This window comes from Streptomyces sp. NPDC127108 (assembly GCF_042677545.1).
Classification (GTDB): Bacteria; Actinomycetota; Actinomycetes; order Streptomycetales; family Streptomycetaceae; genus Streptomyces.
The window spans coordinates 24,302-45,848 of record NZ_JBHXTE010000038.1 but is presented as its reverse complement, the minus strand read 5'-3'; the positions used below and the strand labels follow the sequence as shown (position 1 = coordinate 45,848).

The following is a 21,547-nucleotide window of genomic DNA, read 5'->3' as shown; positions in this document are numbered from 1 at the left end:
GGGAACACCCACCCCCGGGGTCCAGGGGCGAAGCCCCGGTCTCGGGAAGGGGCGGGATCGGGGAAACCCTCAAACCCGTTCCACCCGCACCGCACACACCTTGAACTCCGGCATCCCCGACACGGGATCCAACGCGGGATGGGTGAGCGTATTGGCCCGCCCTTCCCCCGGCCAGTGGAACGGCATGAACACGGTGTCGGCCCGAATCCCGGCGGTGACCCGCGCGGGCACCACCACCCGCCCCCGCCGCGACACGACGGCGACATCGTCCCCGTCCCCGACCCGCAACCGCGCGGCAAGCCGAGGATGCACCTCGACGAACGCCCCGGGCGCGGCGGCGTTCAGCTCCTCCACGCGCCGGGTCTGCGCCCCGGACTGGTACTGCGAGAGCACCCGCCCGGTGGTGAGCACGACGGGATACTCGGCGTCGGTCTCCTCGGCGGAGTCCCGATGGGCGACGGCCACGAACCGGGCGCGCCCGTCCTCGGTGGCGAACCGCTCGAGGAAGAGCCGAGGCGTACCCGCGTGAACGCCCTCCTCTTCCTGTGGACAGGGCCAGAACACCCCTTCGCCACCCCCGTCCTCACCCTTCTCCCCGTCCCGCAACCGCCCGTACGAGATCCCCGAGTAGTCCGCGATCCCACCCGCACTGGCCCGCCGCAACTCCTCGAACACCTCCTCCGCCACGACCGGGAACCTCTCCCCGTGCCCGAGCCGCGAGGCGAGCCCGTGCAGCACCTCGAGGTCGCTGCGCACGCCGTCCGGCGGATCGACGGCGCGCTGCCGCAGCAGCACCCGCCCTTCCAGGTTGGTGACGGTCCCGGTCTCCTCGGCCCACTGGGTGACGGGCAGCACGACGTCCGCGAGCCGGGCGGTCTCGGAGAGCACCACATCGGCGACGGCCAGGAAGTCCAACGACCGTATGCGCTCCTCCACATGGGCGGCGCGAGGAGCGGACACCACCGGATTGGACCCCATGAGGAGCAGCGACTTCACCTCGCCGCCGAGCGCGTCGAGGAGCTCGTAGGCGGACCGCCCGGGCCCGGGCAGGGAATCGGGATCGACCCCCCACACCCCGGCGACGTGGGCCCGCGCCGCGGGATCGGTGAGCTTCCGGTACCCGGGCAACTGATCGGCCTTCTGCCCGTGTTCGCGCCCGCCCTGCCCGTTGCCCTGCCCGGTCAGACACCCGTACCCGGACAGCGGCCGCCCGGGCCGCCCGGTGGCCAGGCACAGATTGATCCACGCCCCCACGGTGTCGGTGCCCTTGGCCTGCTGCTCGGGCCCGCGGGCGGTGAGCACCATGGCGTTCTCGGCGTCGCAGAAGATCCGTACGACTTCCCGCAGTTGAGGAACGGGAACTCCCGTGACCCGCTCCACGTACTCGGGCCAGTGCGCCATGGCGGCGGCCCGCGCCTCCTCCCATCCGGTCGTACGCTCCCGGATGTACGCCTCGTCGACGCGCCCCTCGGCCACCACGAGGTGCAGAAGACCGAGGGCGAGGGCGAGGTCGGTGCCGGGGCGGGGGGAGAGGTGGAGATCGGCGTGCTCGGCGGTACGGGTGCGCCGGGGATCGACGACGATCAACGTACCGCCGTTGTCCTTGAGTTCGGTCAGATACCGCAGCGCGGGCGGCATGGTCTCGGCGAGGTTGGAGCCGACGAGGAGCACGCACCCGGTGCGGGCGACGTCGGCGAGGGGAAACGGCAGCCCGCGGTCGAGCCCGAAGGCCCTGCTCCCCGCGGCGGCGGCCGAGGACATGCAGAACCGCCCGTTGTAGTCGATCTGCGAGGTCCCCAGCACGACCCTCGCGAACTTCCCCAACGCGTAGGCCTTCTCATTGGTGAGCCCGCCCCCGCCGAACACGCCACAGGCGTCCGCCCCGTACTCCCCCCGGACCCGGGCAAGCCCCTCGGCGACACGGTCCAGCGCCTCGTCCCACCCGGCGGGCTCCAGCTCCCCGCTGACGCGCGACCGCACGAGCGGCTCGGTCAGCCGCACGCGCGAGGACAGCAGAGCGGGCGCCGTGCGCCCCTTCCCGCACAGCGCGCCCCCGTTGACGGGGAACGCGGGCCGCTCGACGACCTCCACCCCCGCGGCCCCACGGACGAGGCCCATGCCGCACTGGAGGGCGCAGTAAGGGCAGTGGGTGGGGGTGGGGGTGGGGGTCGGGGTGGTGGCGTCGGGCGTGGGGTGCATGCCCCCACCCTCGGACGTGCGTGTTTCACGCCACGGGCCGGCGGGTTACGCGAGCGGTACGGCGACCTCCGGCCGGGGCGGGCCCGACTGTGAGGCCGGACGGAGCTCAGATGATGTGAACGCCCTGGCCACCCGAGACATAACCGGTGGCCCCAGGAGCGACGACCTGGAGTTCCTTCAGATCCCGGCAGTGCGGATCGGCGTACACGTAGGCGTCGCTCCCGGTGTTGTTGACGACGAGGGCGTTGGGCGCGTTGCTGGGGTAGCAGCCCGGACGCGCGTCGTTGTACGTGGTGCCGTTGATCGTCAGGGATCCGCCGGGCTCGGCGGCGACGGCGGGCGCCGCGAACGGCAAGGTCAGGGCCACGGCGGTGGCGGCGGCATACATCAGTGCGGAAGCACGGGGCATGGAAGGGGTCCTCGTCTGGTGCCTCGGTGAACTAGGCCGGGAGCCTATCGACCCGCCGCCGCGTTTTGCCCGTGCGACCCTCGCGCGAGTCCGGCTCCTTACGCGCCACTCCTTGTGGCAGATCACCACCCCTCCACCCCACCGGTGAGCGCCCCGAAAACACTCGTCACGGCGACGCAACGGGACCGCAATCTGCCCCCGCCATCCTCGGTCCATGAAGCCGTCGAACCCGCATCCGGACCCCACGGCCCTGCCGGACCCCACGGCCTCGCAGGACCCCGTCTCCCCGCAGGACCCCGTCTCCCCGCCGGACCCGACCACCTTCCCCACCCTCCCGGACACCACCCCTCTGGACACCACCGCCCAACTCATTACCCGCATCACCAGCGAGCTGGGCACCCGCCTCGGGCACGTCACCCTCAACGGGTCCCGCAGGACGGACCCCGGCCGCACCCCCGTCCCCACCTTCCCCGCCTCCCCCCGTCCCGCCCCGCTCCCCGCCGCCGCCCCCGCTCTCGTCCTCGTGGCCCACGGCAGCCGCGACCCCCGCGCCCGCCGCACCGTGACCGCGCTGCTCGACCTCGTCCGTGCCCTCCGCCCGGGACTGGACGTGCGGCTCGGGCACATCGAGCTGAACGAGCCCGGCCTCGACGAGACGCTGCGGGGCCTGCCCGCCGACGGCCCCGGCGCCGTCCTCGTACCGCTCCTCCTCAGCCGCGGCTACCACGTCAAGCACGACATCCCCGCCGCGGCCGCAGCCGCGGACAGTGCGGCCGCCGCGACCGCCCAACCCCGCCGCCCCCTTCACGTCGCCGCCCCTCTGGGCCCCCACCCCCTCCTCGTCGAGGCCCTGCACTCCCGCCTCGCCGAAGCGGGCTGGCCCGCCGGGGCCGCGGCGGAAGGGCACGGCGTGGTCCTCGCCGCCGCGGGTTCCCGGGACCCGGACTCCGCCGTCGACACCCGCCGCGCCGCCGGGCTCCTCGCCCGCCGCCTCGGCGTCCCCGTCGTACCCGCGTACGCCGCGCCGACCGAGCACACCCCGACGACCGTGCCCGCGGCCCTGCGCACGCTGGCCGACCGCGGGGTCCGCCACGCCGCGGTCGCCTCGTACTTCACCGCGCCCGGCCGCTTCGCCACCCAGGCCGCCGACGCCGCGCCGTGGCTCGCCGCCGCCCCGCTCGGCGCGCACCCGGCCCTCGCCGCCCTGCTGCTGCACCGCTACGAACAAGCCAGGTCGGCCGCTCCCACGTCACACCGGCAGCTGGCGTCCGCCTGACCCCGGCACCGGGCCCCCGCGCACCCCACCCCCCGAGCCGTCTACTGTCAGTCCATGGAAGGCACCGCACCGCACCCGCACACCGTTCTCTACGACGAGGCAGCAGTCGAGCGCTGGGCCCCCGAGCCCGACAAACGGCCGGGGCGAACGGACTTCCAGCGTGACCGGGCGAGGGTCCTGCACTCGGCCGCGCTGCGGCGGCTCGCGGGGAAGACGCAGGTGGTGACGCCGGGCACCAGGAACCAGGAGTGGGACGCCAGCGCCCGGACGCGGCTGACGCACTCGCTGGAGTGCGCCCAGGTCGGCCGGGAACTGGGCGCGGCGCTCGGGTGCGACCCGGATCTGGTGGAGACCGCGTGTCTGTCCCACGACCTCGGTCACCCGCCGTTCGGGCACAACGGCGAGCAGGCGCTCAACGAGGTCGCGCAGGGCTGCGGGGGTTTCGAGGGCAACGCCCAGTCGCTGCGGCTGCTCACCCGGATCGAGCCGAAACGGTTCACGCGAGCGGGCAGCGGCGGCGAACTGGTCAGCGTCGGACTCAACCTCACGCGTGCCGCGCTCGACGCCGCCACCAAGTACCCGTGGCCGCGCGGCTCCCACCCGACCGACCCGTCCTCGGTGAAGTTCGGCGTGTACGACGACGACCGGCCCGTGTTCGACTGGGTGCGCAAGGAGGCGCCGGCCCACCCGGGCTCCGGGCACCGCACCTGCTTCGAGGCGCAGATCATGGACTGGTCGGACGACGTCGCGTACTCGGTGCACGACGTCGAGGACGGCCTGCACGCCGGGCACCTCGACCCGAACCTGCTGCACGCCGAACCCGAACGCCAGGACGTCTTCGCCGTCGCCATCGGGCGCTACGTGCCCGAGGACACCGACCCGCAGGAGCTGGCCGAGGCGCTCGACCGGCTCCAGGAACAGGAGTGGTGGCCGCACGGGTACGACGGGTCGGCCGTCGCCCAGGCCCGGCTGAAGGACGCCACCAGTCAGCTCATCGGCCGCTTCTGCCTGGCGGCGGAGACCGCGACCCGGGAGCGGTACGGGACCGGGCCGCTCACCCGGTACGCCGCCGAACTCGTCGTGCCCCGCGCCGCGCGCCTGGAGTGCGCGGTCCTGAAGGCCGTCGCGGACCGCTACGTGATGCAGCGCCCCGCGCAGGAGCGGCTCCGCGCCGACCAGCGCGTCGTCGTCGCGGAACTCGCCGCCGCCCTCACCGCCCGCGCCCCCGAGGGCCTCGACCCGCAGTTCCGCGCGCTGTACGACACGGCGACCGACGACCGCGCCGCCCAGCGCGTCGTCATCGACCAGATCGCGTCCCTCACGGACGCCGCGGCCCGGTCCTTGCACCTGCGGCTCACGGGCGGTCGTCCTAGGCGATGACCACCGCACCCCATAAATTGAGGAACCCGGACGGTGAGTGACCACAACCGCGAGAGCGGCGCCGGAACCGGCGCAGAGGGGGTGACGGAAAGTGGCCACAGGGCCGCGCACCCCCTTCCGTCATCACGCTCCGTGCGGGACGCTCCCATGAGCTGAAGGTTTCTAGGAGGCATCAAGTGGTCGACGCGGATCAGACGTTCGTCATCGTCGGAGGGGGCCTCGCAGGCGCGAAAGCGGCCGAGACGCTCCGGGCCGAGGGCTTCACCGGCCGGGTGATCCTCATCGGCGACGAGCGCGACCACCCCTATGAACGCCCACCCCTGTCCAAGGGCTATCTCCTGGGCAAGGAGGACCGCGACAGCGTCTTCGTGCACGAACCCGCGTGGTACGCGCAGGCCGACGTCGAGCTGCACCTGGGCCAGACCGTCGTCGCCATAGACCGCGCCGCGCACACCGTGCGGCTCGGCGACGGCACGGTGATCCGCTACGACAAGCTGCTTCTCGCCACCGGGGCCGAGCCGCGCCGCCTGGACGTCCCCGGCACCGGCCTCGCGGGCGTGCACCACCTGCGCCGCCTCGCGCACGCCGACCGCCTCCGGCACGTCCTGGCCGCCCTCGGCCGCGACAACGGCCACCTGGTGATCGCGGGCGCGGGCTGGATCGGCCTCGAAGTCGCCGCCGCCGCGCGGGAGTACGGCGCGGAGGTCACCGTCGTCGAGCCCGAACCGACGCCGCTGCACGCCGTCCTCGGCCCCGAGGTCGGCCAGATGTTCGCCGACCTGCACGCCGAGCACGGCGTCCGCTTCCACTTCGGCGCCCGCCTCACCGAGATCACCGGACAGGACGGCATGGTCCTCGCCGTCCGCACCGACGACGGCGAGGAGCACCCGGCGCACGACGTGCTCGCCGCGATCGGCGCCGCCCCGCGCACCGCCCTCGCCGAGTCCGCGGGCCTGGACCTGGTGGACCCCGCGGACGGCGGCGGCATCGTCGTGGACACCGGCCTGCGCACCTCCGACCCCGACATCCACGCCGCCGGGGACGTGGCCGCCGTCCAGCACCCGCTCTTCGGCACCCGCCTGCGCGTCGAGCACTGGGCCAACGCCCTCAACGGCGGCCCGGCCGCCGCCCGCGCCATGCTCGGCAAGGACGTCACCTACGACCGCGTGCCCTACTTCTTCTCCGACCAGTACGACGTCGGCCTGGAGTACTCGGGCTGGGCGCCGCCGGGCACGTACGACCAGGTGGTGATCCGTGGCGACGCGGGCAAGCGTGAGTTCATCGCCTTCTGGCTGCGCGAGGGGCAGGTCCTCGCCGGGATGAACGTGAATGTGTGGGACGTCACGGAAGCCATCCAGAAGCTGATCAGAACCGGCGCACGCCCCGACCCCGACGCCCTGGCCGACCCGTCCCGGCCTTTGAGCGCGCTGCTCGACTAGCGCCCCCACCGGGGGCTCCCCACTGCGTCCATCAGCGCGCTCCGCGCGCGGGCACCCCTTCCCGAAACCGGGGCTCCGCCCCAGACCCCGCCGGAGAGGCTAAGACTCAGCCGCACGCCCTCTAGCCCGTCCGGCGATTGAGGACGAGGCGCGGAGCGCCGACGAGCGGGGTCCAGGGGCGGAGCCCCGGGTTCGGAGAAGGGGTGGGACTGGGGCGCCCCGCGAGGGACTCGGGACGGGACTGTCGGCGGCGAGCCGTAGAATCTGGGCGTGGCTGGACGGATCAATGACGAGGACGTGAAGGCGGTTCGGGACGCGGTCCCGATCGACGCCGTCGTCTCCGAGTACCTCCAGCTCCGCAACGCGGGCGGCGGCAACCTCAAGGGCCTCTGCCCCTTCCACGACGAGAAGTCACCGTCGTTCCAGGTCAGCCCCAGCAAGGGCCTGTTCCACTGCTTCGGCTGCCAGGAGGGCGGCGACACCCTCACCTTCGTGATGAAGGTCGACCACCTGACCTTCTCCGAGGCGGTGGAGCGCCTCGCCGCCAAGGCGGGCATCACGCTGCGCTACGAGGAGGGCGGGTACAACCCCTCGCACCAGCGAGGCGAACGCATCCGCCTGATCGAGGCCCACAAGGCGGCGGCCGACTTCTACATCGCCCAGCTGGAGAGCCCGGAGGCCGAGATCGGCCGCAAGTTCCTCGCCGAGCGCGGCTTCGACCAGGCCGCAGCCGCGCACTTCGGCGTGGGCTACAGCCCGGCGGGCTGGGACCACCTCACCCGCTTCCTGCGCGGCAAGGGCTTCACCGACAAGGAGCTGACCCTCTCCGGCCTCTCCCAGGAGGGCAGGCGCGGCCCCATCGACCGCTTCCGGGGACGGCTGATGTGGCCGATCCGCGACATCGGCGGCGAGGTCGTCGGCTTCGGCGCCCGCAAGCTCCGCGACGACGACAACGGCCCGAAGTACCTGAACACGCCCGAGACCCCGGTCTACAAGAAGTCCCAGGTCCTGTACGGCATCGACCTCGCCAAGAAGGACATCGCCAAGGCCAGCCGGGCCGTCGTCGTCGAGGGCTACACCGACGTCATGGCCTGCCACCTCGCGGGCGTCACCACGGCCATCGCGACCTGCGGCACGGCCTTCGGCGGCGACCACATCAAGATCCTGCGGCGCCTCCTCATGGACAACGGCTCCGCCCGGGTGATCTTCACCTTCGACGGCGACGCGGCCGGCCAGAAGGCGGCCCTGCGCGCCTTCGAGGACGACCAGAAGTTCGCCGCCGAGACGTACATCGCCATCGCGCCCGACGGCATGGACCCCTGCGACCTGCGGCTCGCCAAGGGCGACGAGGCGGTCGCCGACCTCGTCCAACCCCGCACCCCGCTCTTCGAGTTCGCGCTCCGCCAGATCGTCGCGCGGTACGACCTGGAGACCCCCGCGGGCCGCGCCGCCGCCCTGGACGAGGCCGCGCCCGTCGTCGCCCGCATCAAGAACACCGGCGCGCAGCACGAGGTCGCCGTGCAGCTCGCGGGCATGCTCGGCATCCTCGACACCCAGTTCGTCGTGAAGCGCGTGGCGCAGCTCGCCCGCTGGGCCCGTGAGCGCGGCAGCAAGGGCCCCGCCCCGCAGCGCGGCGCCGCCCCCCAGGGCCCCGCCCCCGCGGCCCCCCGGCAGGGCCACGCGGGCCCGGCCCTGAACCTGCGCAACCCGGTGTACGCCACCGAGCGCGAGCTCCTGAAGCTCGCCCTCCAGCACCCGGACCTGGTCTCCCCGGCCTTCGACGCGTACGGCGTCGACGAGTTCACCGCCGCCCCCTACGCCGCCGTGCGCCAGGCCGTCCTCGACGCGGGCGGCGCCGAGTACGGCACCCAGGACCCGCAGGACTACCTGGTCCGGGTCCGCGACGCCGCCCCCGACGACGGGGTCCGCGCCATGGTCACGGAGCTGGCCGTCGAGGCGATCATGCGCCGCACCGTCGACGCCGCGTACGCCGGGGAGCAGCTGGTCACGGTGCGGCTGCGCGCCGTGGACCGACGGGTCCGCGACGTCCAGGGCACCTTCGCCCGCCTCGCGGGCAGCCACGGCGACCCCGAGCAACTCTCCGCCGTACAGAACGAGTTGTGGGTCCTCCAGCAGTACGGCCGCGCGCTGCGCGAACGGGGCGCGGCGGCGCTCTGACCTCCATGAGGGGCTGAAAGGTACCGGCACATTCCCAGCTCGCCCCGGCAACGTCTCAGCCCGTCCGGCGTTTGAGGACGAGGCGCGAAGCGCCGATTCGGCGGGGGTCTGTCCCACCCGCCCGGGACCCCCGCCCCCGGGGTCCAGGGGCGGAGCCCCGGTTTCGGGAAGGGGCGGGACTGGGGCGCCCCGCGGGTAACCGACCGATTACGCACCGGACTCAAAAAGTCCCCGCACGCCCCTCGTGGCGGCCATGTGTCGTACTCCACACTGGGGTGCGGTGCCTGAGTCCTCGGAGCGCGGCCGGCCCGCAGAAGCCAACGGGTCCGACATACCCGCGGTTCCACACATCGTGTTCGGGACGGACAGCGGCGAGGCCGTCGACGCCGGTCCCGCTGTACCGCTGCCGTCCCCCGCGGCAGCGATCACCCTGGAGGTCGCCCCCGTGCAGACCCAGACCCTCACCCAGACCGAAACCGCCGCGCCCACGGCCGCGGCGGTGGACGCCGACATCATCGCGGCGGTGCCCCCGCAGGGCCACGCACCGCTCCACCCGGAACGGCCGGAGGCCGCCGAACAGGCCCCCGAGCAGCCGTCCGAGGAGGTCGTCGAGGTCGTCGAGGTGCCGAGTCCGCGCAGCCGCGCCGACACCGGCGGCCCCTCCTCCGACCTGTTCCGCCAGTACCTGCGCGAGATCGGCCGCATACCCCTGCTCACCGCCGCCGAGGAGGTCGAGCTCGCGCGCGGCGTCGAGGCGGGCCTGTTCGCCGAGGAGAAGCTGGCGGGCACCCCCGACCCGGACTCCCAGCTCGCCCTCGACCTGGACAAGCTGGTCGTGATGGGCCGGATGGCCAAGCGCCGCCTCATCGAGGCCAACCTGCGCCTGGTCGTCTCCGTCGCCAAGCGGTACGTGGGCCGCGGCCTGACCATGCTCGACCTGGTCCAGGAGGGCAACCTCGGCCTGATCAGGGCGGTCGAGAAGTTCGACTACGCCCGCGGCTACAAGTTCTCGACGTACGCCACCTGGTGGATCCGCCAGGCCATGTCCCGCGCCCTCGCCGACCAGGCCCGCACCATCCGCGTACCCGTCCACGTCGTCGAACTCATCAACCGCGTCGTCCGCGTCCAGCGCCGCATGCTCCAGGAGCGCGGCTACGAACCGACGCCCGAAGAGGTGGCCGCCCACCTGGACCTGCCGCACGAACGCGTCAGCGAGGTCCTGCGCCTCGCCCAGGAGCCCGTGTCGCTGCACGCGCCCGTGGGCGAGGAGGACGACGTCGCGCTCGGCGACCTCATCGAGGACGGCGACGCGACGAGCCCCGTGGAGTCGGCGGCGTTCCTGCTCCTGCGCGAACACCTGGAAGCGGTGCTCTCCACACTCGGCGAACGCGAACGCAAGGTCGTCCAACTCCGCTACGGCCTCGCGGACGGCCGCCCCCGCACCCTGGAAGAGATCGGCCGCATCTTCGGCGTGACCCGCGAACGCATCCGCCAGATCGAGTCCAAGACCCTCAACAAGCTCCGGGACCACGCGTTCGCCGATCAGCTTCGCGGCTACCTCGACTGAAAGCGCCCCGTAAGGGGCGCGGGGAACTGCGCGACCAGCCACAACGGACCGGAACACGCAGCTCCTCCAAGCCCCGACGGCGCTCAGTCGACCTCAACCACGGCCTGCGCGAACTGAGCCGCGTACAGCCGGGCATACGCCCCCTCCGCAGCCAACAGCGCGTCATGCGTGCCCTGTTCGACGATCGCCCCGTCCTCCATGACGAGAATCGTGTCGGCATCGCGAATCGTCGAAAGACGGTGAGCGATGACGAACGAGGTCCGCCCGTGCGCGAGCCGCGCCATGGCCTTCTGGATGAGCACCTCGGTGCGCGTGTCCACGGAACTCGTCGCCTCGTCGAGGACGAGGATCACCGGGTCGGACAGGAACGCCCGGGCGATGGTGATGAGTTGCTTCTCGCCCGCGCTGACACCCGTGCCCTCGTCGTCGATGACGGTGTCGTACCCGTCGGGCAGCGTCCGGATGAACCGGTCGGCGTGCGCGGCCCGCGCGGCCTCCTCGACCTGCTCGCGTGAGACTCCCGCCCGTCTCCCGCCACCACCCTTGCCTGAGGCGCTGCGCGCCGCCCCTCCTGATGCGGCTCCGTACGCGATGTTCTCCGCGATGGTGCCGCCGAACAGCCAGGTGTCCTGGAGCACCATGCCGATACCGCCACGCAGTTCGTCGCGGGACATCCGGGCCACGTCGACCCCGTCGAGGGTGATGCGTCCGCCGGTGACCTCGTAGAACCGCATGAGCAGATTGACGAGGGTCGTCTTGCCCGCGCCGGTGGGGCCGACGATGGCGACGGTGTGCCCCGGCTCCACGACCAGCGAGAGGTCCTCGATCAGCGGCTTGTCCTTCTCGTACCGGAAGGACACGTGCTGCATCTCCACGCGCCCGCGCGGGTCGGCCGGCCGCTCGCCCGGCACCGGGTCGGCGTCCTGCTCGTCCGCGTCGAGCAGCTCGAAGATCCGCTCGGCCGACGCGACGCCGGACTGCACCAGGTTCGCCATGGAGGCGACCTGCGTCAGCGGCATCGAGAACTGCCGGGAGTACTGGATGAAGGCCTGCACGTCACCGATGGAAAGGGCCCCTGAAGCCACCCGCAGACCGCCCACGACCGCCACGAGCACGTAGTTCAGATTCGACATGAAGAACATCAGCGGCTGCATGATGCCGCTGTTGAACTGCGCCTTGAACGACGCCTCGTACAGCGCGTCGTTGTGCTCCGCGAAGGCCTTCGCGGACTCGTCCTGGCGGCCGAACACCTTCACCAGGGTGTGTCCGGTGTACATCTCCTCGACGTGCGCGTTCATCGCGCCCGTGGACTTCCACTGCTGCACGAACTGCGGCTGCGAGCGCTTGCCGACCTTCGTCGCCACGACGAAAGAGAGCGGCACGGTCACCAGCGCCACCAGGGCGAGCAGCGGGGAGATCCAGAACATCATCGCGAGCACGCCGACGATGGTCAGGAGCGAGTTGATGAGCTGGCCCATCGACTGCTGGAGCGTCTGGTTGATGTTGTCGATGTCGTTCGTGGCCCGGCTCAGGACCTCGCCGCGCTGCCGCTTGTCGAAGTACGAAAGGGGCAGCCGCGACAGCTTCGCCTGCACGTCGCCGCGCAGCCGGAACACGGTCCGGTTGATGGCCCGGTTGGAGAGCCGCGTGGCCACCAGCATCATCAGGCCCGCCGCGAGGAACACGCCCGTCGCGAGCAGCAGCACGGAGCCGATCGCGCCGAAGTCGATGCCTTCGCCCGGCGTGAAGTCGAGCCCGGAGAGCATGTCGGCCATGCCGCCGTCTCCGTGCTCGCGCAACCGCTCGATGGCCTCGCCCTTCGACTCGTCCTCGGGCATGTTCCGGCCGACGATCCCCGCGAAGACCAGGTCGGTCGCGTGGCCGAGGATCTTCGGGCCGAGCACGGACAGCGCGACGCTGATGACGACGGCCGCGAGCATCCCGTACATCGTGACCCGCTCCGGCCGGAACTGCGTGAGCAGCCGCTTCCCGGAGCCCTTGAAGTCCATGGACCGGGAGTCGGGCCCCATCATCGGTCCACCGATGCCACCAGGCGGCATTACGCGGCCTCCGCTTCCGTCAGCTGGGAGAGGACGATCTCCCGGTACGTCTCGTTGTCGTCCATCAGTTCGTGATGGCGGCCCGTGCCGACGACCCGGCCCTCGTCGAGGACCACGATGCGGTCGGCGTCACGGATGGTGGACACCCGCTGGGCGACGATCACGACGGTCGCCTCGCGGGTCTCCTGGGTGAGCGCGGCCCTGAGCGCCGCGTCGGTGGCGTAGTCGAGCGCCGAGAAGGAGTCGTCGAAGAGGTAGATCTCCGGCCGCTGCACCAGCGTCCGCGCGATGGACAGGCGCTGCCGCTGACCGCCGGACACATTGGAGCCGCCCTGCGCGATCGGCGCGCCGAGCCCCTCCGGGAGCCCTGCCACGAACTCCTTGGCCTGCGCCACCTCCAGGGCGTGCCACAGCTCCTCGTCCGTCGCGTCCGGATTGCCGTACCGCAGATTGCTCGCCACGGTCCCGGCGAACAGATACGGCTTCTGCGGTACGAGTCCGACGGTGCGGGCGAGCAGCGCGGGCTCGACGGCGGCCACGTCGACGCCGCCCACCAGGACCTCGCCCTCGGTGACGTCCGTCAGGCGTGGCACGAGGCCGAGCAGCGTCGACTTGCCGCTGCCCGTCGACCCGATCACGGCGGTCGTCTCGCCGGGGCGCGCGACCAGGTCGATGGCCTTGAGCACCGGCTCCTCGGCGCCCGGGTAGCGGAATCCGGCGCCGCGCAGCTCCAGATGGCCGTGGCCGCGCAGCTCCCGCACCGGATCCGCCGGGGGCACCACGCTGGTGTCGGTGTCCAGGACCTCCTGGATCCGCTCGGCGCACACCTCGGCCCGCGGGATCATCATGAACATGAAGGTGGCCATCATCACGGACATGACGATCTGCATGAGATAGGCGAGGAACGCGGTGAGCGCGCCGATCTGCATGTCGCCGTCGTCGATGCGGTGCGCGCCGAACCAGACGACGGCGATCGACGACAGGTTCACCACCGTCATGACGATCGGGAACATGAACGCGAGCAGCTTGCCGGTGCTCACCGAGACCTCGGTCAGCTCGGCGTTGGCGCCCCGGAAGCGCTCCTTCTCGTAGGAGTCGCGGACGAAGGCGCGGATGACGCGGTTGCCGGTGATCTGCTCGCGCAGGACCCGGTTCACCGTGTCCAGGCGCTCCTGCATGGTGCGGAACAGCGGCCGCAGGCGGCGCACGATCACGCTGACGCTGATGCCGAGCACCGGCACCACGGCGAGCAGCACCGCCGACAGCGGCACGTCCAGGCCGAGCGCCATCACGATGCCGCCGACGCACATGATCGGCGCCGACACCATCAGCGTGAACGCCATCAGCACGAGCATCTGCACCTGCTGGACGTCATTGGTCGTCCGCGTGATCAGCGTGGGCGCGCCGAACTGGCCCAGCTCCCGCGCGGAGAAGGACTGCACCCGGTCGAACACGGCGCCGCGGACGTCCCGGCCGACGGCGGCCGCGGTGCGGGCGCCGTACAGGACGGCGCCGATGTTGCACACCATCTGGCCCACGGTGACGGCCAGCATCAGGGCACCGAACGACAGGATGTAGCCGGTGTCCCCCTTGATGACACCGTTGTCGATGATGTCGGCGTTCAGGGTGGGGAGATAGAGCGAGGCGCAGGTCTGCAGGAACTGCAGGAGCACCAGCAGGGCGATGGGCTTCTTGTACGGACCCAGATGGGTCCGTAGGAGTCGTATGAGCACGCTCGTCTCTCGGCTGAGTCATGGATGGGGGGAGGCGTCGAGGAAGTCGCCCACCATCCTGCGCCACCGCACCCGCCCCCGTGCAACCGATTAACCCATGACCCGGTCAAAAATCAGCCTTGGTCAAGAACTGGGCACACTGAATGCTTTGGTTCACTCACGCAGCGCTGTGGAATGCCGGATTCCGCAGCAAAACGACCGACCCGGCCGACTGTTGTCGACCGGGTCCGTGGTGATCCGTAGCGATCTTGAGGCAACCCATGACGACCGTGACGGCCGTCGCGGGACCGCTCAGGCGACCGGCGTCCCCGAGAACGCCCCCGGGTGCGCCTGCTCCCGCACTGTCACGAACTGCTGCCGCACCGCCTGCCCGACGGCCAGCTCCTCACCGGGCTCGAAGACCTGCGAGACCGCGCCCTGCCACAGCGGCAGCTGCCCGGTCAGCGCCCAGGCGGCCTGCCGCGCGGCACCGATCGCCGCGTAGTCCGCGGGCTGTACGACGACGACCTGCGTGCCGAACAGCATCGGCGCCATCGCCCGCACCGCGGGCAGGTCGGCGGCGGGGCCGAGCAGGAACACGCGCCGCACCTCGACGCCCCGCCCGCGCAGCACGTCGAGGGCGTCCCCGAGCCCGCACAGCATGCCCTCGAACGCGGCCCGCGCCAGATGCTCGGGCTTCATCGACTCACGCCGCAGCCCCGTCAGGGTGCCCGCGGCGTGCGGCAGGCTCGGCGTCTTCTCGCCCTCCAGATAGGGCAGCAGGACGAGTCCGTGGGCGCCGGGCGTCGACTTCAGGGCCAGGTCGGAGAGCGCTTCGAGGTCGGGCACGCCCAGCATCTCGGCGGTGCCGCGCAGCGCCCGCACGGCGTTGAGGGTATGCACGACCGGCAGGTGCATGCCGGTGGCGTCGGCCAGCGAGGTGATCGTCCCGCTCGCGTCGACCAGCGCCTCGTGGTGCACCGCCATCACGGACCCGGAGGCGCCGAGCGAGACGACTGCGTCGCCCTGCTGCACCCCGAGCCCGAACGCGGCGGCCATGGTCTCGCCGGTGCCGGCCGAGATCAGCAGCCCCTCCGGCGTCGTACCCGCGGCATCCGCCGGACCGATGACCTCCGGCAGCATCGCCTGATGCCCGAGGGCCAGCTCCACCAGATCGGGGCGGTACGAGCCGGTCGCCGCCGACCAGTACCCCGTGCCCGAGGCCCCGCCCCGGTCGGTGGTGCGCCGTGCGGGCCGCCCGAGCAACTGCCACACCAGCCAGTCGTGGGCCTGCATGAGCATCTGGGTGCGCAGCGCGGCCTCCGGCTCGTGCCGGGCCAGCCAGCGCAGCTTCGTCACGGGCATCGGGGCCTGCGGTACGCAGCCGACCGCCTGGGCCCACGCCTGGCGGCCGCCGAGCCCGTCGACGAGGTCGGCGGCGGCGACCTGGGTACGCGAGTGGTTGCCGACGAGGGCGGGCCGGACCGTGTTGCCCTGCGAGTCGAGCGGCACGAGGGCGTGCTGCTGGGCGCACACGCCGATCGCCTGCACGCCTTCGAGCAGCCCGCCGCCCGCCGCCTCGCCGAGGGAGAGCAGCCAGGCCTGCGGGTCGACGTCCGTCGGTTTCCCGCCGCCCTCCGGGGCCTCCACCGGATGCGGGGCATAGCCCTGCCTGAGTACGGCGCCCGTGTCGGCGTCGCAGACCACGATGCGTGTGAATTCGGGCGAACTGTCCAACCCCGCGACTATCCCCATGCCGAGGATTCTGCCGCACAACGGACGATGCCCCGCACGGCTGTCCGTACGGGGCTCGTCGTCGCAGGTGACCGCTATGTGTTGCTGGTGCCCGCGTGTTGCTGGTGACCGCTACGTGTTGCTGGTGCCCCAGTCGTCCTCCGAGCCCTGTCCGCGCTCGCGCAGCGACCGCACCCGGTCGGCCACGGAGTCCGGCATCCGGTCGCCGACCTTCTCCGAGACGGAGTGGAAGGCCTTGCCCGCGACGCCCCGGCCCTGCTGGGCCGCGGACTCCACCGTGTTGCGGACGGCGGGGTTCTGGGAGATCTCGCGAACCGATTTCTTCAGCTGCTCGTAACGCTCGCGTCCGGCCCGGGTCCCGAGCACGTACCCGAGTGCCAGACCTGCCACGAATGTGAGCCGGTAGCGCATGACGGCCACCCTTCCCTTGCTCGACTGTCCCGACGTCGGTCGCCAGGGGATACCGATTGGCGGAGCACCCCCCTGCTTGCGCTAATGTATGTGTCGCAGCGAGCGCACGCCGCCCGGGAATCCCCAGGTAGGTGACATTGTTGCAGTGACTCCGTCACCAAGAGTCATTCCCCTGTAGCTCAATTGGCAGAGCAGCCGGCTGTTAACCGGCAGGTTACTGGTTCGAGTCCAGTCGGGGGAGCGCGGTCTCCTGTAGCTCAATTGGCAGAGCAGCCGGCTGTTAACCGGCAGGTTACTGGTTCGAGTCCAGTCGGGAGAGCTGTTCGAGAGGGTCCCTGAGGCGGTCGTTCGCGGCCCCGCAGGGACCCTCTCGCATGCCCGGACCCCGCTCCGACCCTCCTGGGACCCTCCCGGATCGGCCCCCAACGATCCCTCGTACGTGCTTGTTTCGCCCCCGATGGAACCGCGCGGGCCGCAGTGGGGTCCTCATGGTCGTGCATAGCCGACCAGCCGGAGCAGGAGATCGTATGAGCGGCTATGCTGCGGCAGACGGCGCGCACAAATGTGCGCGACGCGCCGTTAGGGGCGGTAGCTCAGCCGGTTAGAGCAGCGGACTCATAATCCGTCGGCCGTGGGTTCGAGTCCCACCCGCCCCACCCAAGCAGAATCGATCTGACCTGCGGAAACGTCACGGCGCGGCGTTCATTGCCCAGGTCGTTGCCTCACCGTTGCCTCACGCGGCATCTCTACGATGCCTGTCATGGCCAACATCAAGATCCGCACGAGCAAGTCTGGCATCACCTCATACAGGGTCGTTTGGCGCGCCGGAGGCACCCGCGACGGTAAGTGGCAGGGCGAGATGTTCGACGACGAGGTGACGGCGAATCGTTTCCGTGACCTGGTGAACGGTCACGGGCAGCGATGGCCGCCGGGCTGGGTCAAGGGGGAGGGGTTCGTCGACCCGGGCGAGCCCGAGTGCCCCGTCGAAGAGATGTTCCCTACGTACGCTCGAAAGTGCGTCGGACTGCTTACGGATATATCTGGGCATACGCGCACCAATTACGAGAAATTCATAGAAAACCACATGATCCCGTGGTTCCGGGACCTGGCCGTGTCGGATCACGCGAACAAGATCACGCGTGAACACGTCAGCCAGTGGATCAACGACCTCAAAGAGGGGCGTCCCGGTCCGCACCACGAGCCTGGTACCGAGCGACGGGCCTACGCGTCGAAGACCATCGCCAACCTCCACGGCCTGCTCTTCAGCATCCTCCAGACCGCCGTGACCGCAGACCCGCCCTTGCGCGACGCGAACCCGTGCGCGCACACGCGTCTGCCCAAGGGCGATGAAGCCGAGGACGAGGAGGTCTTCCTGGAGCCGGAGGAGTACGCGCTCCTCCGCGCCCATGTGAAAGAGGACGCGGTCGACCTGGTCGATGCCTTGGTTGGTAGCGGCCTGCGCTGGGGAGAAGCGACGGCACTCCAGCCGCGCGACTTCACGTTCACCGGCAAGCGGCCCAAGCTCCGCGTGCAACGCGCATGGAAGCGCAAGGCTGAAGGCGGCACGTACCTCGGTGCTCCCAAGACGAAGAAGTCTCGGCGAACCCTTGTGCTCACTCCTGATCAGGTGAAGCTGTTCCAGCGAGTCTGCCGAGGCAAGCAGCCGCAGGACCTGATCTTCACGTCCCCTGGAGGAGGAGCATGGCACTCCGGCTTCTTCTTCGCCCATCGGTGGAAGCCCGCTCTGAACGCTGCCAATGATGCCGGCCTGACGAAGAGGCCACGCGTCCACGACCTCCGCCACACGCACGCTTCATGGTTGATCGACAGGAAGGTCCCACTGCCTGTCGTTCAGGGGAGGCTGGGGCACGAGTCCATCACCACTACGGTCGACCGGTATGGGCATCTTCTGGACTCCGCGGACGATGAGGTGGTGGCGGCTGTGGAGTGGGCGATGAGTCCCGCGGGGGCGTCGTCGACCGCCAGGGCGTAGGTTCTGGTCTGCCTTGCCGTGGCCTTGACTCTCTGGGCGTCGCTCCGGGGCCCGAGGCCACAGCCGGACGGGTTGCTCGCCTCGCCGCTGCGTGTTCGGTCGCGGAGGATGCAGAGGCAAGACCACAAGTGGTGATTCGGGCAGGAGCACGTCCACTCGTGCGGAGAGCACCCCGTGTGGGACACCGTCTCGCTTCGCTATGGCGTCAGTGACGGCAGCCACCACTGACAACGGGCGGCCTGTGTCAGCCCAAACGCGCTCTCAGCCCCTGCTCGACGACCATAGAATTCCGCTATGTCTCCCCGGCATCTGACGGATCGACAAGATCGGGTCGTACCGCGCGACCATGTCAAAGAACTGGCAAAGTCGCCGTAACGCGCCAGGTCGGGAAGGTGCTCTCCGCGCGAGCGGAGGTGATCCGGCCACGGTGGCCAGCGGACGCTTATGGCCGTGGTGCTCTCCGCGCGAGCGGAGGTGATCCGCCGAGCTGAACGAGCGCTTCCCGGAGGACGCAGTGCTCTCCGCGCGAGCGGAGGTGATCCGCCATCGACCGGGAGGTGAACGATGCCTGACCGGTGCTCTCCGCGCGAGCGGAGGTGATCCGTCGACACCATGGTGGTCGTCGGGCGTGTACGCGTGCTCTCCGCGCGAGCGGAGGTGATCCGCGGATGCGCGCCGAGACCTGGTACCTGCCCGAGTGCTCTCCGCGCGAGCGGAGGTGATCCGAACACGTAGGCGTCATGGACGACGAACCCGACGTGCTCTCCGCGCGAGCGGAGGTGATCCGCCGCTGTCCATCGTTGCCCGTGTTCACGCGTTGTGCTCTCCGCGCGAGCGGAGGTGATCCGCGCTCCGCCAAGGGGTCCGACAAGAGCTTCTAGTGCTCTCCGCGCGAGCGGAGGTGATCCGGAGGCCAGCCATGGCAGACAATCTCGCCTCGAGTGCTCTCCGCGCGAGCGGAGGTGATCCGATCGGCAAGTAGGTGGCGACCACCACGGGCGTGTGCTCTCCGCGCGAGCGGAGGTGATCCGACCAGTCCGCCGATGCGGGCCACCTCCTTGGTGTGCTCTCCGCGCGAGCGGAGGTGATCCGCAGGTCAACTACGACCCGACGCGCGGCGACGAGTGCTCTCCGCGCGAGCGGAGGTGATCCGATCCGACGTAGCCACGTCCGCTTGGTCTTCTTGTGCTCTCCGCGCGAGCGGAGGTGATCCGTGCTGCAGGTACATCTTCGTCCAGGCCAGGCAGTGCTCTCCGCGCGAGCGGAGGTGATCCGAATCGGGCGGCCGTGACGTCGGCGACCCACTGCGTGCTCTCCGCGCGAGCGGAGGTGATCCGGCGTACGAGAGTACGCGCTCACGCCAGTCGCAGTGCTCTCCGCGCGAGCGGAGGTGACCGCGCTCCAGCCGTGAGACCTCCACCCCTGTAATGGCCGTCCGGCCATCCGCATCCAGCACGCGTGGAAGCACGACGAGGATGGCAAGGCATACATGGGCGCCCCTGAGACGAAGAAGAGTCGCCGCACGGTCGTGGTCACCGATTCTTACTGGCAGGAGCTCAAACGCAGGGTGCAGGGGAAAGCCCCGGACGACCTGACATTCACCGGCCCGGAGGGCCTCTCCCCGCTTCATATCGGCGGGCACTCTACGAGAGGGAACTCCCCGCAGGCTCAGCAGCCCGCCGTCCAGTCAGTGGCCGCAGTACGGGCACCGCGCGCTGCGGCGGCCTCGGGTCTCAACTGCAATCCCTTGCTCGCGGAGGCGCGCCAACTGGTAGTGGACGGAGGAAGTCGAGGCGAGTCCCACGGCTCGGGCGAGCTCGCGCACCGTAGGGGCTTCTCCGTACTCCGCGATCCACTCGCGTGCGCTACGCATGATCCGCAGTTGGCGGTCGCTGAGCGTCATAGCCGTGCCTCTGTCGCGATTGCCAGGGCCTGCTCCTTGAGAGCGACGCGAGCAGCGGGGGTACCCGCAGGGGTCTGCCAGTAAGGGTGCTCTGCGATCTGCCGGGACAGCCGCAGCAGTCGGCGTCGGAGCGAAGCCGTACGGGTTGTTGGCGCGGTGGCCAGGCCTCTGTACGTGACATACCAGGCGGTTTGGGCCCCCAGGAGGTCATCAGGGAATCGGTGCCAGTGCATGCTTGAGAGTAGAGCACATGTTCGAATATTGATGCGAGGTGGCGGTTCGTAAGCCTGGCTGCTGGCCTGTTGCATTGAAGGTTGAGCGTTCTCGCGAAACTCTGAGTGACCGTTCCCAGGGGCTCGACTTGTGGTGGAAGTTCCGTCTCGGACTCATGACTGCCCGGATTGCGGGCAGCCGCTCCGCATGGGAGACGAAGCGCGACTGTGGTCTGCTGTTGAGCGGTCCAGGGCTGCTGTTGCCGAGGCCCATGAGCTGGTGAGTGAGAGCCGCGCGCTAGTCGCGGAGAACCATCGACTGCTCGACGAGAACTATCGGCTCAGGCGCCAAGCCCTTCGCGAGCTGAGGGGCAGGGCGTTCCGATCGCGGCCTCGGCGCAGCCTGCTTGCGCCGTCTGCCCGGCCTTCTACGTCCAGGTGGTCGGCTGGGCTGTGGCGGGATGTGCTCCGTGTCGGAGGCGAGCGGGAGGCTGGCGTAGAGGGCGTTGTGGTCGAGGGCGTGGCGGACGGCAGGGCTTGCCGCGGTGAGGGTGAGGCTGCCGTCGGCGTGCTGGAGTGCGCTGCGAATGCCCAGGAGGGTGTAGAGACTGGCGGTGTCGCATTGGGTGAACGCGGATAGGTCGAGGGTGACGCGGCGTCTTCCCGTTGCCATGAGGTCCACGACTCGGTCGCACAGGACGGGGATGGTGGCGTAGTCCAGTTCCCCGGCCAGGTAGAGCAGGGCGTGCTGGTTCGTGGAGGCGTCCTGGATGCTCAGCCGCATACTGCTTGTGTCGTATTGCCCTGCCGTAGGGGTTGTTGTTCCGCATCGGCGAGAGGGGCGTCAAGGGGCGCGTAGAAGCGTGGCGTGGTTGACGCAAGTGAGGGTAGGCGCCCTGGACACCGTGGCCTGGCCGTGGCCGAGACCCCGCTGGGCTAGGTGCAGTGACCGCCGCCTGGCCGGAAGTCGACTGGCAGGGCGGTGCTCGCGTGCGCGAAGGCCAGTGGCTCCCCATCCGCCGGGCCGCGCGCGCAGCGTCCTCGCCGGTGGCC

14 protein-coding genes, 3 tRNA genes and 1 CRISPR repeat array are annotated in these 21,547 nt (G+C 70.7%); of the genes, 9 read left to right on the top strand and 8 right to left on the bottom strand.

Annotated elements, in window-relative coordinates:
- Positions 1-69: 69 nt before the first annotated feature.
- On the bottom strand, positions 70-2,199 hold the full coding sequence (locus ACFVHO_RS28585) for a molybdopterin oxidoreductase family protein (RefSeq protein ID WP_385720558.1): 2,130 nt from the start codon (positions 2,197-2,199) through the stop codon (positions 70-72).
- A gap of 106 nt (positions 2,200-2,305) precedes the next feature.
- Positions 2,306-2,608 carry a hypothetical protein gene (locus ACFVHO_RS28580; RefSeq protein WP_385720555.1) on the bottom strand — a complete coding sequence of 101 codons (303 nt, stop codon included), beginning with the start codon at positions 2,606-2,608 and terminating at the stop codon, positions 2,306-2,308.
- A gap of 214 nt (positions 2,609-2,822) precedes the next feature.
- Here ACFVHO_RS28580 and ACFVHO_RS28575 point away from each other — a divergent pair, with 214 nt between their 5' ends.
- The 5 genes from ACFVHO_RS28575 (at position 2,823) to ACFVHO_RS28555 (ending at position 10,448) form a co-directional block, all read left to right on the top strand.
- Positions 2,823-3,884: a CbiX/SirB N-terminal domain-containing protein gene (locus ACFVHO_RS28575; protein WP_385720553.1), complete on the top strand. Its 1,062-nt coding sequence runs from the start codon at positions 2,823-2,825 to the stop codon at positions 3,882-3,884.
- Between the two features lie 54 nt (positions 3,885-3,938).
- Positions 3,939-5,264, top strand: coding sequence for a deoxyguanosinetriphosphate triphosphohydrolase (locus ACFVHO_RS28570; RefSeq protein ID WP_385720550.1), 1,326 nt, complete (start codon positions 3,939-3,941; stop codon positions 5,262-5,264).
- A 176-nt stretch (positions 5,265-5,440) separates the two neighbouring features.
- The gene (locus ACFVHO_RS28565; protein WP_385720549.1) at positions 5,441-6,703 is read left to right on the top strand and encodes an NAD(P)/FAD-dependent oxidoreductase; all 1,263 of its coding nucleotides are present in this window, start codon (positions 5,441-5,443) and stop codon (positions 6,701-6,703) included.
- A 270-nt stretch (positions 6,704-6,973) separates the two neighbouring features.
- Entirely contained in the window at positions 6,974-8,881 is a 1,908-nt protein-coding gene (dnaG, locus tag ACFVHO_RS28560; protein ID WP_385720546.1) for a DNA primase, read from the top strand.
- Positions 8,882-9,161: 280 nt separating this feature from the next.
- Positions 9,162-10,448 (top strand): RNA polymerase sigma factor, encoded by a 1,287-nt coding sequence (locus ACFVHO_RS28555; RefSeq protein ID WP_385720543.1) that lies wholly within the window; start codon positions 9,162-9,164, stop codon positions 10,446-10,448.
- A gap of 83 nt (positions 10,449-10,531) precedes the next feature.
- Here ACFVHO_RS28555 and ACFVHO_RS28550 read toward each other — a convergent pair whose 3' ends face one another.
- The 4 genes from ACFVHO_RS28550 to ACFVHO_RS28535 all read right to left on the bottom strand — a co-directional run bounded on the left by ACFVHO_RS28550 (position 10,532) and on the right by ACFVHO_RS28535 (position 16,386).
- Positions 10,532-12,481, bottom strand: coding sequence for an ABC transporter ATP-binding protein (locus ACFVHO_RS28550; protein ID WP_385720541.1), 1,950 nt, complete (start codon positions 12,479-12,481; stop codon positions 10,532-10,534).
- 26 nt (positions 12,482-12,507) lie between these two features.
- Positions 12,508-14,241 carry an ABC transporter ATP-binding protein gene (locus ACFVHO_RS28545; RefSeq protein WP_385720539.1) on the bottom strand — a complete coding sequence of 578 codons (1,734 nt, stop codon included), beginning with the start codon at positions 14,239-14,241 and terminating at the stop codon, positions 12,508-12,510.
- Between the two features lie 291 nt (positions 14,242-14,532).
- Entirely contained in the window at positions 14,533-15,975 is a 1,443-nt protein-coding gene (locus ACFVHO_RS28540) for an FGGY-family carbohydrate kinase (RefSeq protein WP_385720536.1), read from the bottom strand.
- Positions 15,976-16,086: 111 nt separating this feature from the next.
- Positions 16,087-16,386 (bottom strand): YtxH domain-containing protein, encoded by a 300-nt coding sequence (locus tag ACFVHO_RS28535; RefSeq protein ID WP_385720533.1) that lies wholly within the window; start codon positions 16,384-16,386, stop codon positions 16,087-16,089.
- A 168-nt stretch (positions 16,387-16,554) separates the two neighbouring features.
- Between ACFVHO_RS28535 and ACFVHO_RS28530 the strand changes: the two genes are divergently transcribed.
- From ACFVHO_RS28530 to ACFVHO_RS28515, 4 genes are all read left to right on the top strand, one after another.
- Positions 16,555-16,627: transfer RNA gene (locus ACFVHO_RS28530), tRNA-Asn, on the top strand.
- A 5-nt stretch (positions 16,628-16,632) separates the two neighbouring features.
- Positions 16,633-16,705, top strand: a tRNA-Asn gene (locus tag ACFVHO_RS28525).
- 263 nt (positions 16,706-16,968) lie between these two features.
- Positions 16,969-17,042: transfer RNA gene (locus ACFVHO_RS28520), tRNA-Ile, on the top strand.
- A 104-nt stretch (positions 17,043-17,146) separates the two neighbouring features.
- Positions 17,147-18,379 (top strand): tyrosine-type recombinase/integrase, encoded by a 1,233-nt coding sequence (locus ACFVHO_RS28515; RefSeq protein WP_385720530.1) that lies wholly within the window; start codon positions 17,147-17,149, stop codon positions 18,377-18,379.
- A gap of 392 nt (positions 18,380-18,771) precedes the next feature.
- Positions 18,772-19,777: direct repeats of the CRISPR family, unit length 29 nt; unit sequence GTGCTCTCCGCGCGAGCGGAGGTGATCCG.
- Between the two features lie 289 nt (positions 19,778-20,066).
- On the opposite strand, the gene ACFVHO_RS28510 is transcribed toward ACFVHO_RS28515, so the two are convergent.
- Positions 20,067-20,282: a LexA family protein gene (locus ACFVHO_RS28510; RefSeq protein ID WP_385720527.1), complete on the bottom strand. Its 216-nt coding sequence runs from the start codon at positions 20,280-20,282 to the stop codon at positions 20,067-20,069.
- 510 nt (positions 20,283-20,792) lie between these two features.
- Entirely contained in the window at positions 20,793-21,278 is a 486-nt protein-coding gene (locus tag ACFVHO_RS28505; RefSeq protein WP_385720524.1) for an STAS domain-containing protein, read from the bottom strand.
- Between the last annotated feature and the right edge of the window lie 269 nt (positions 21,279-21,547).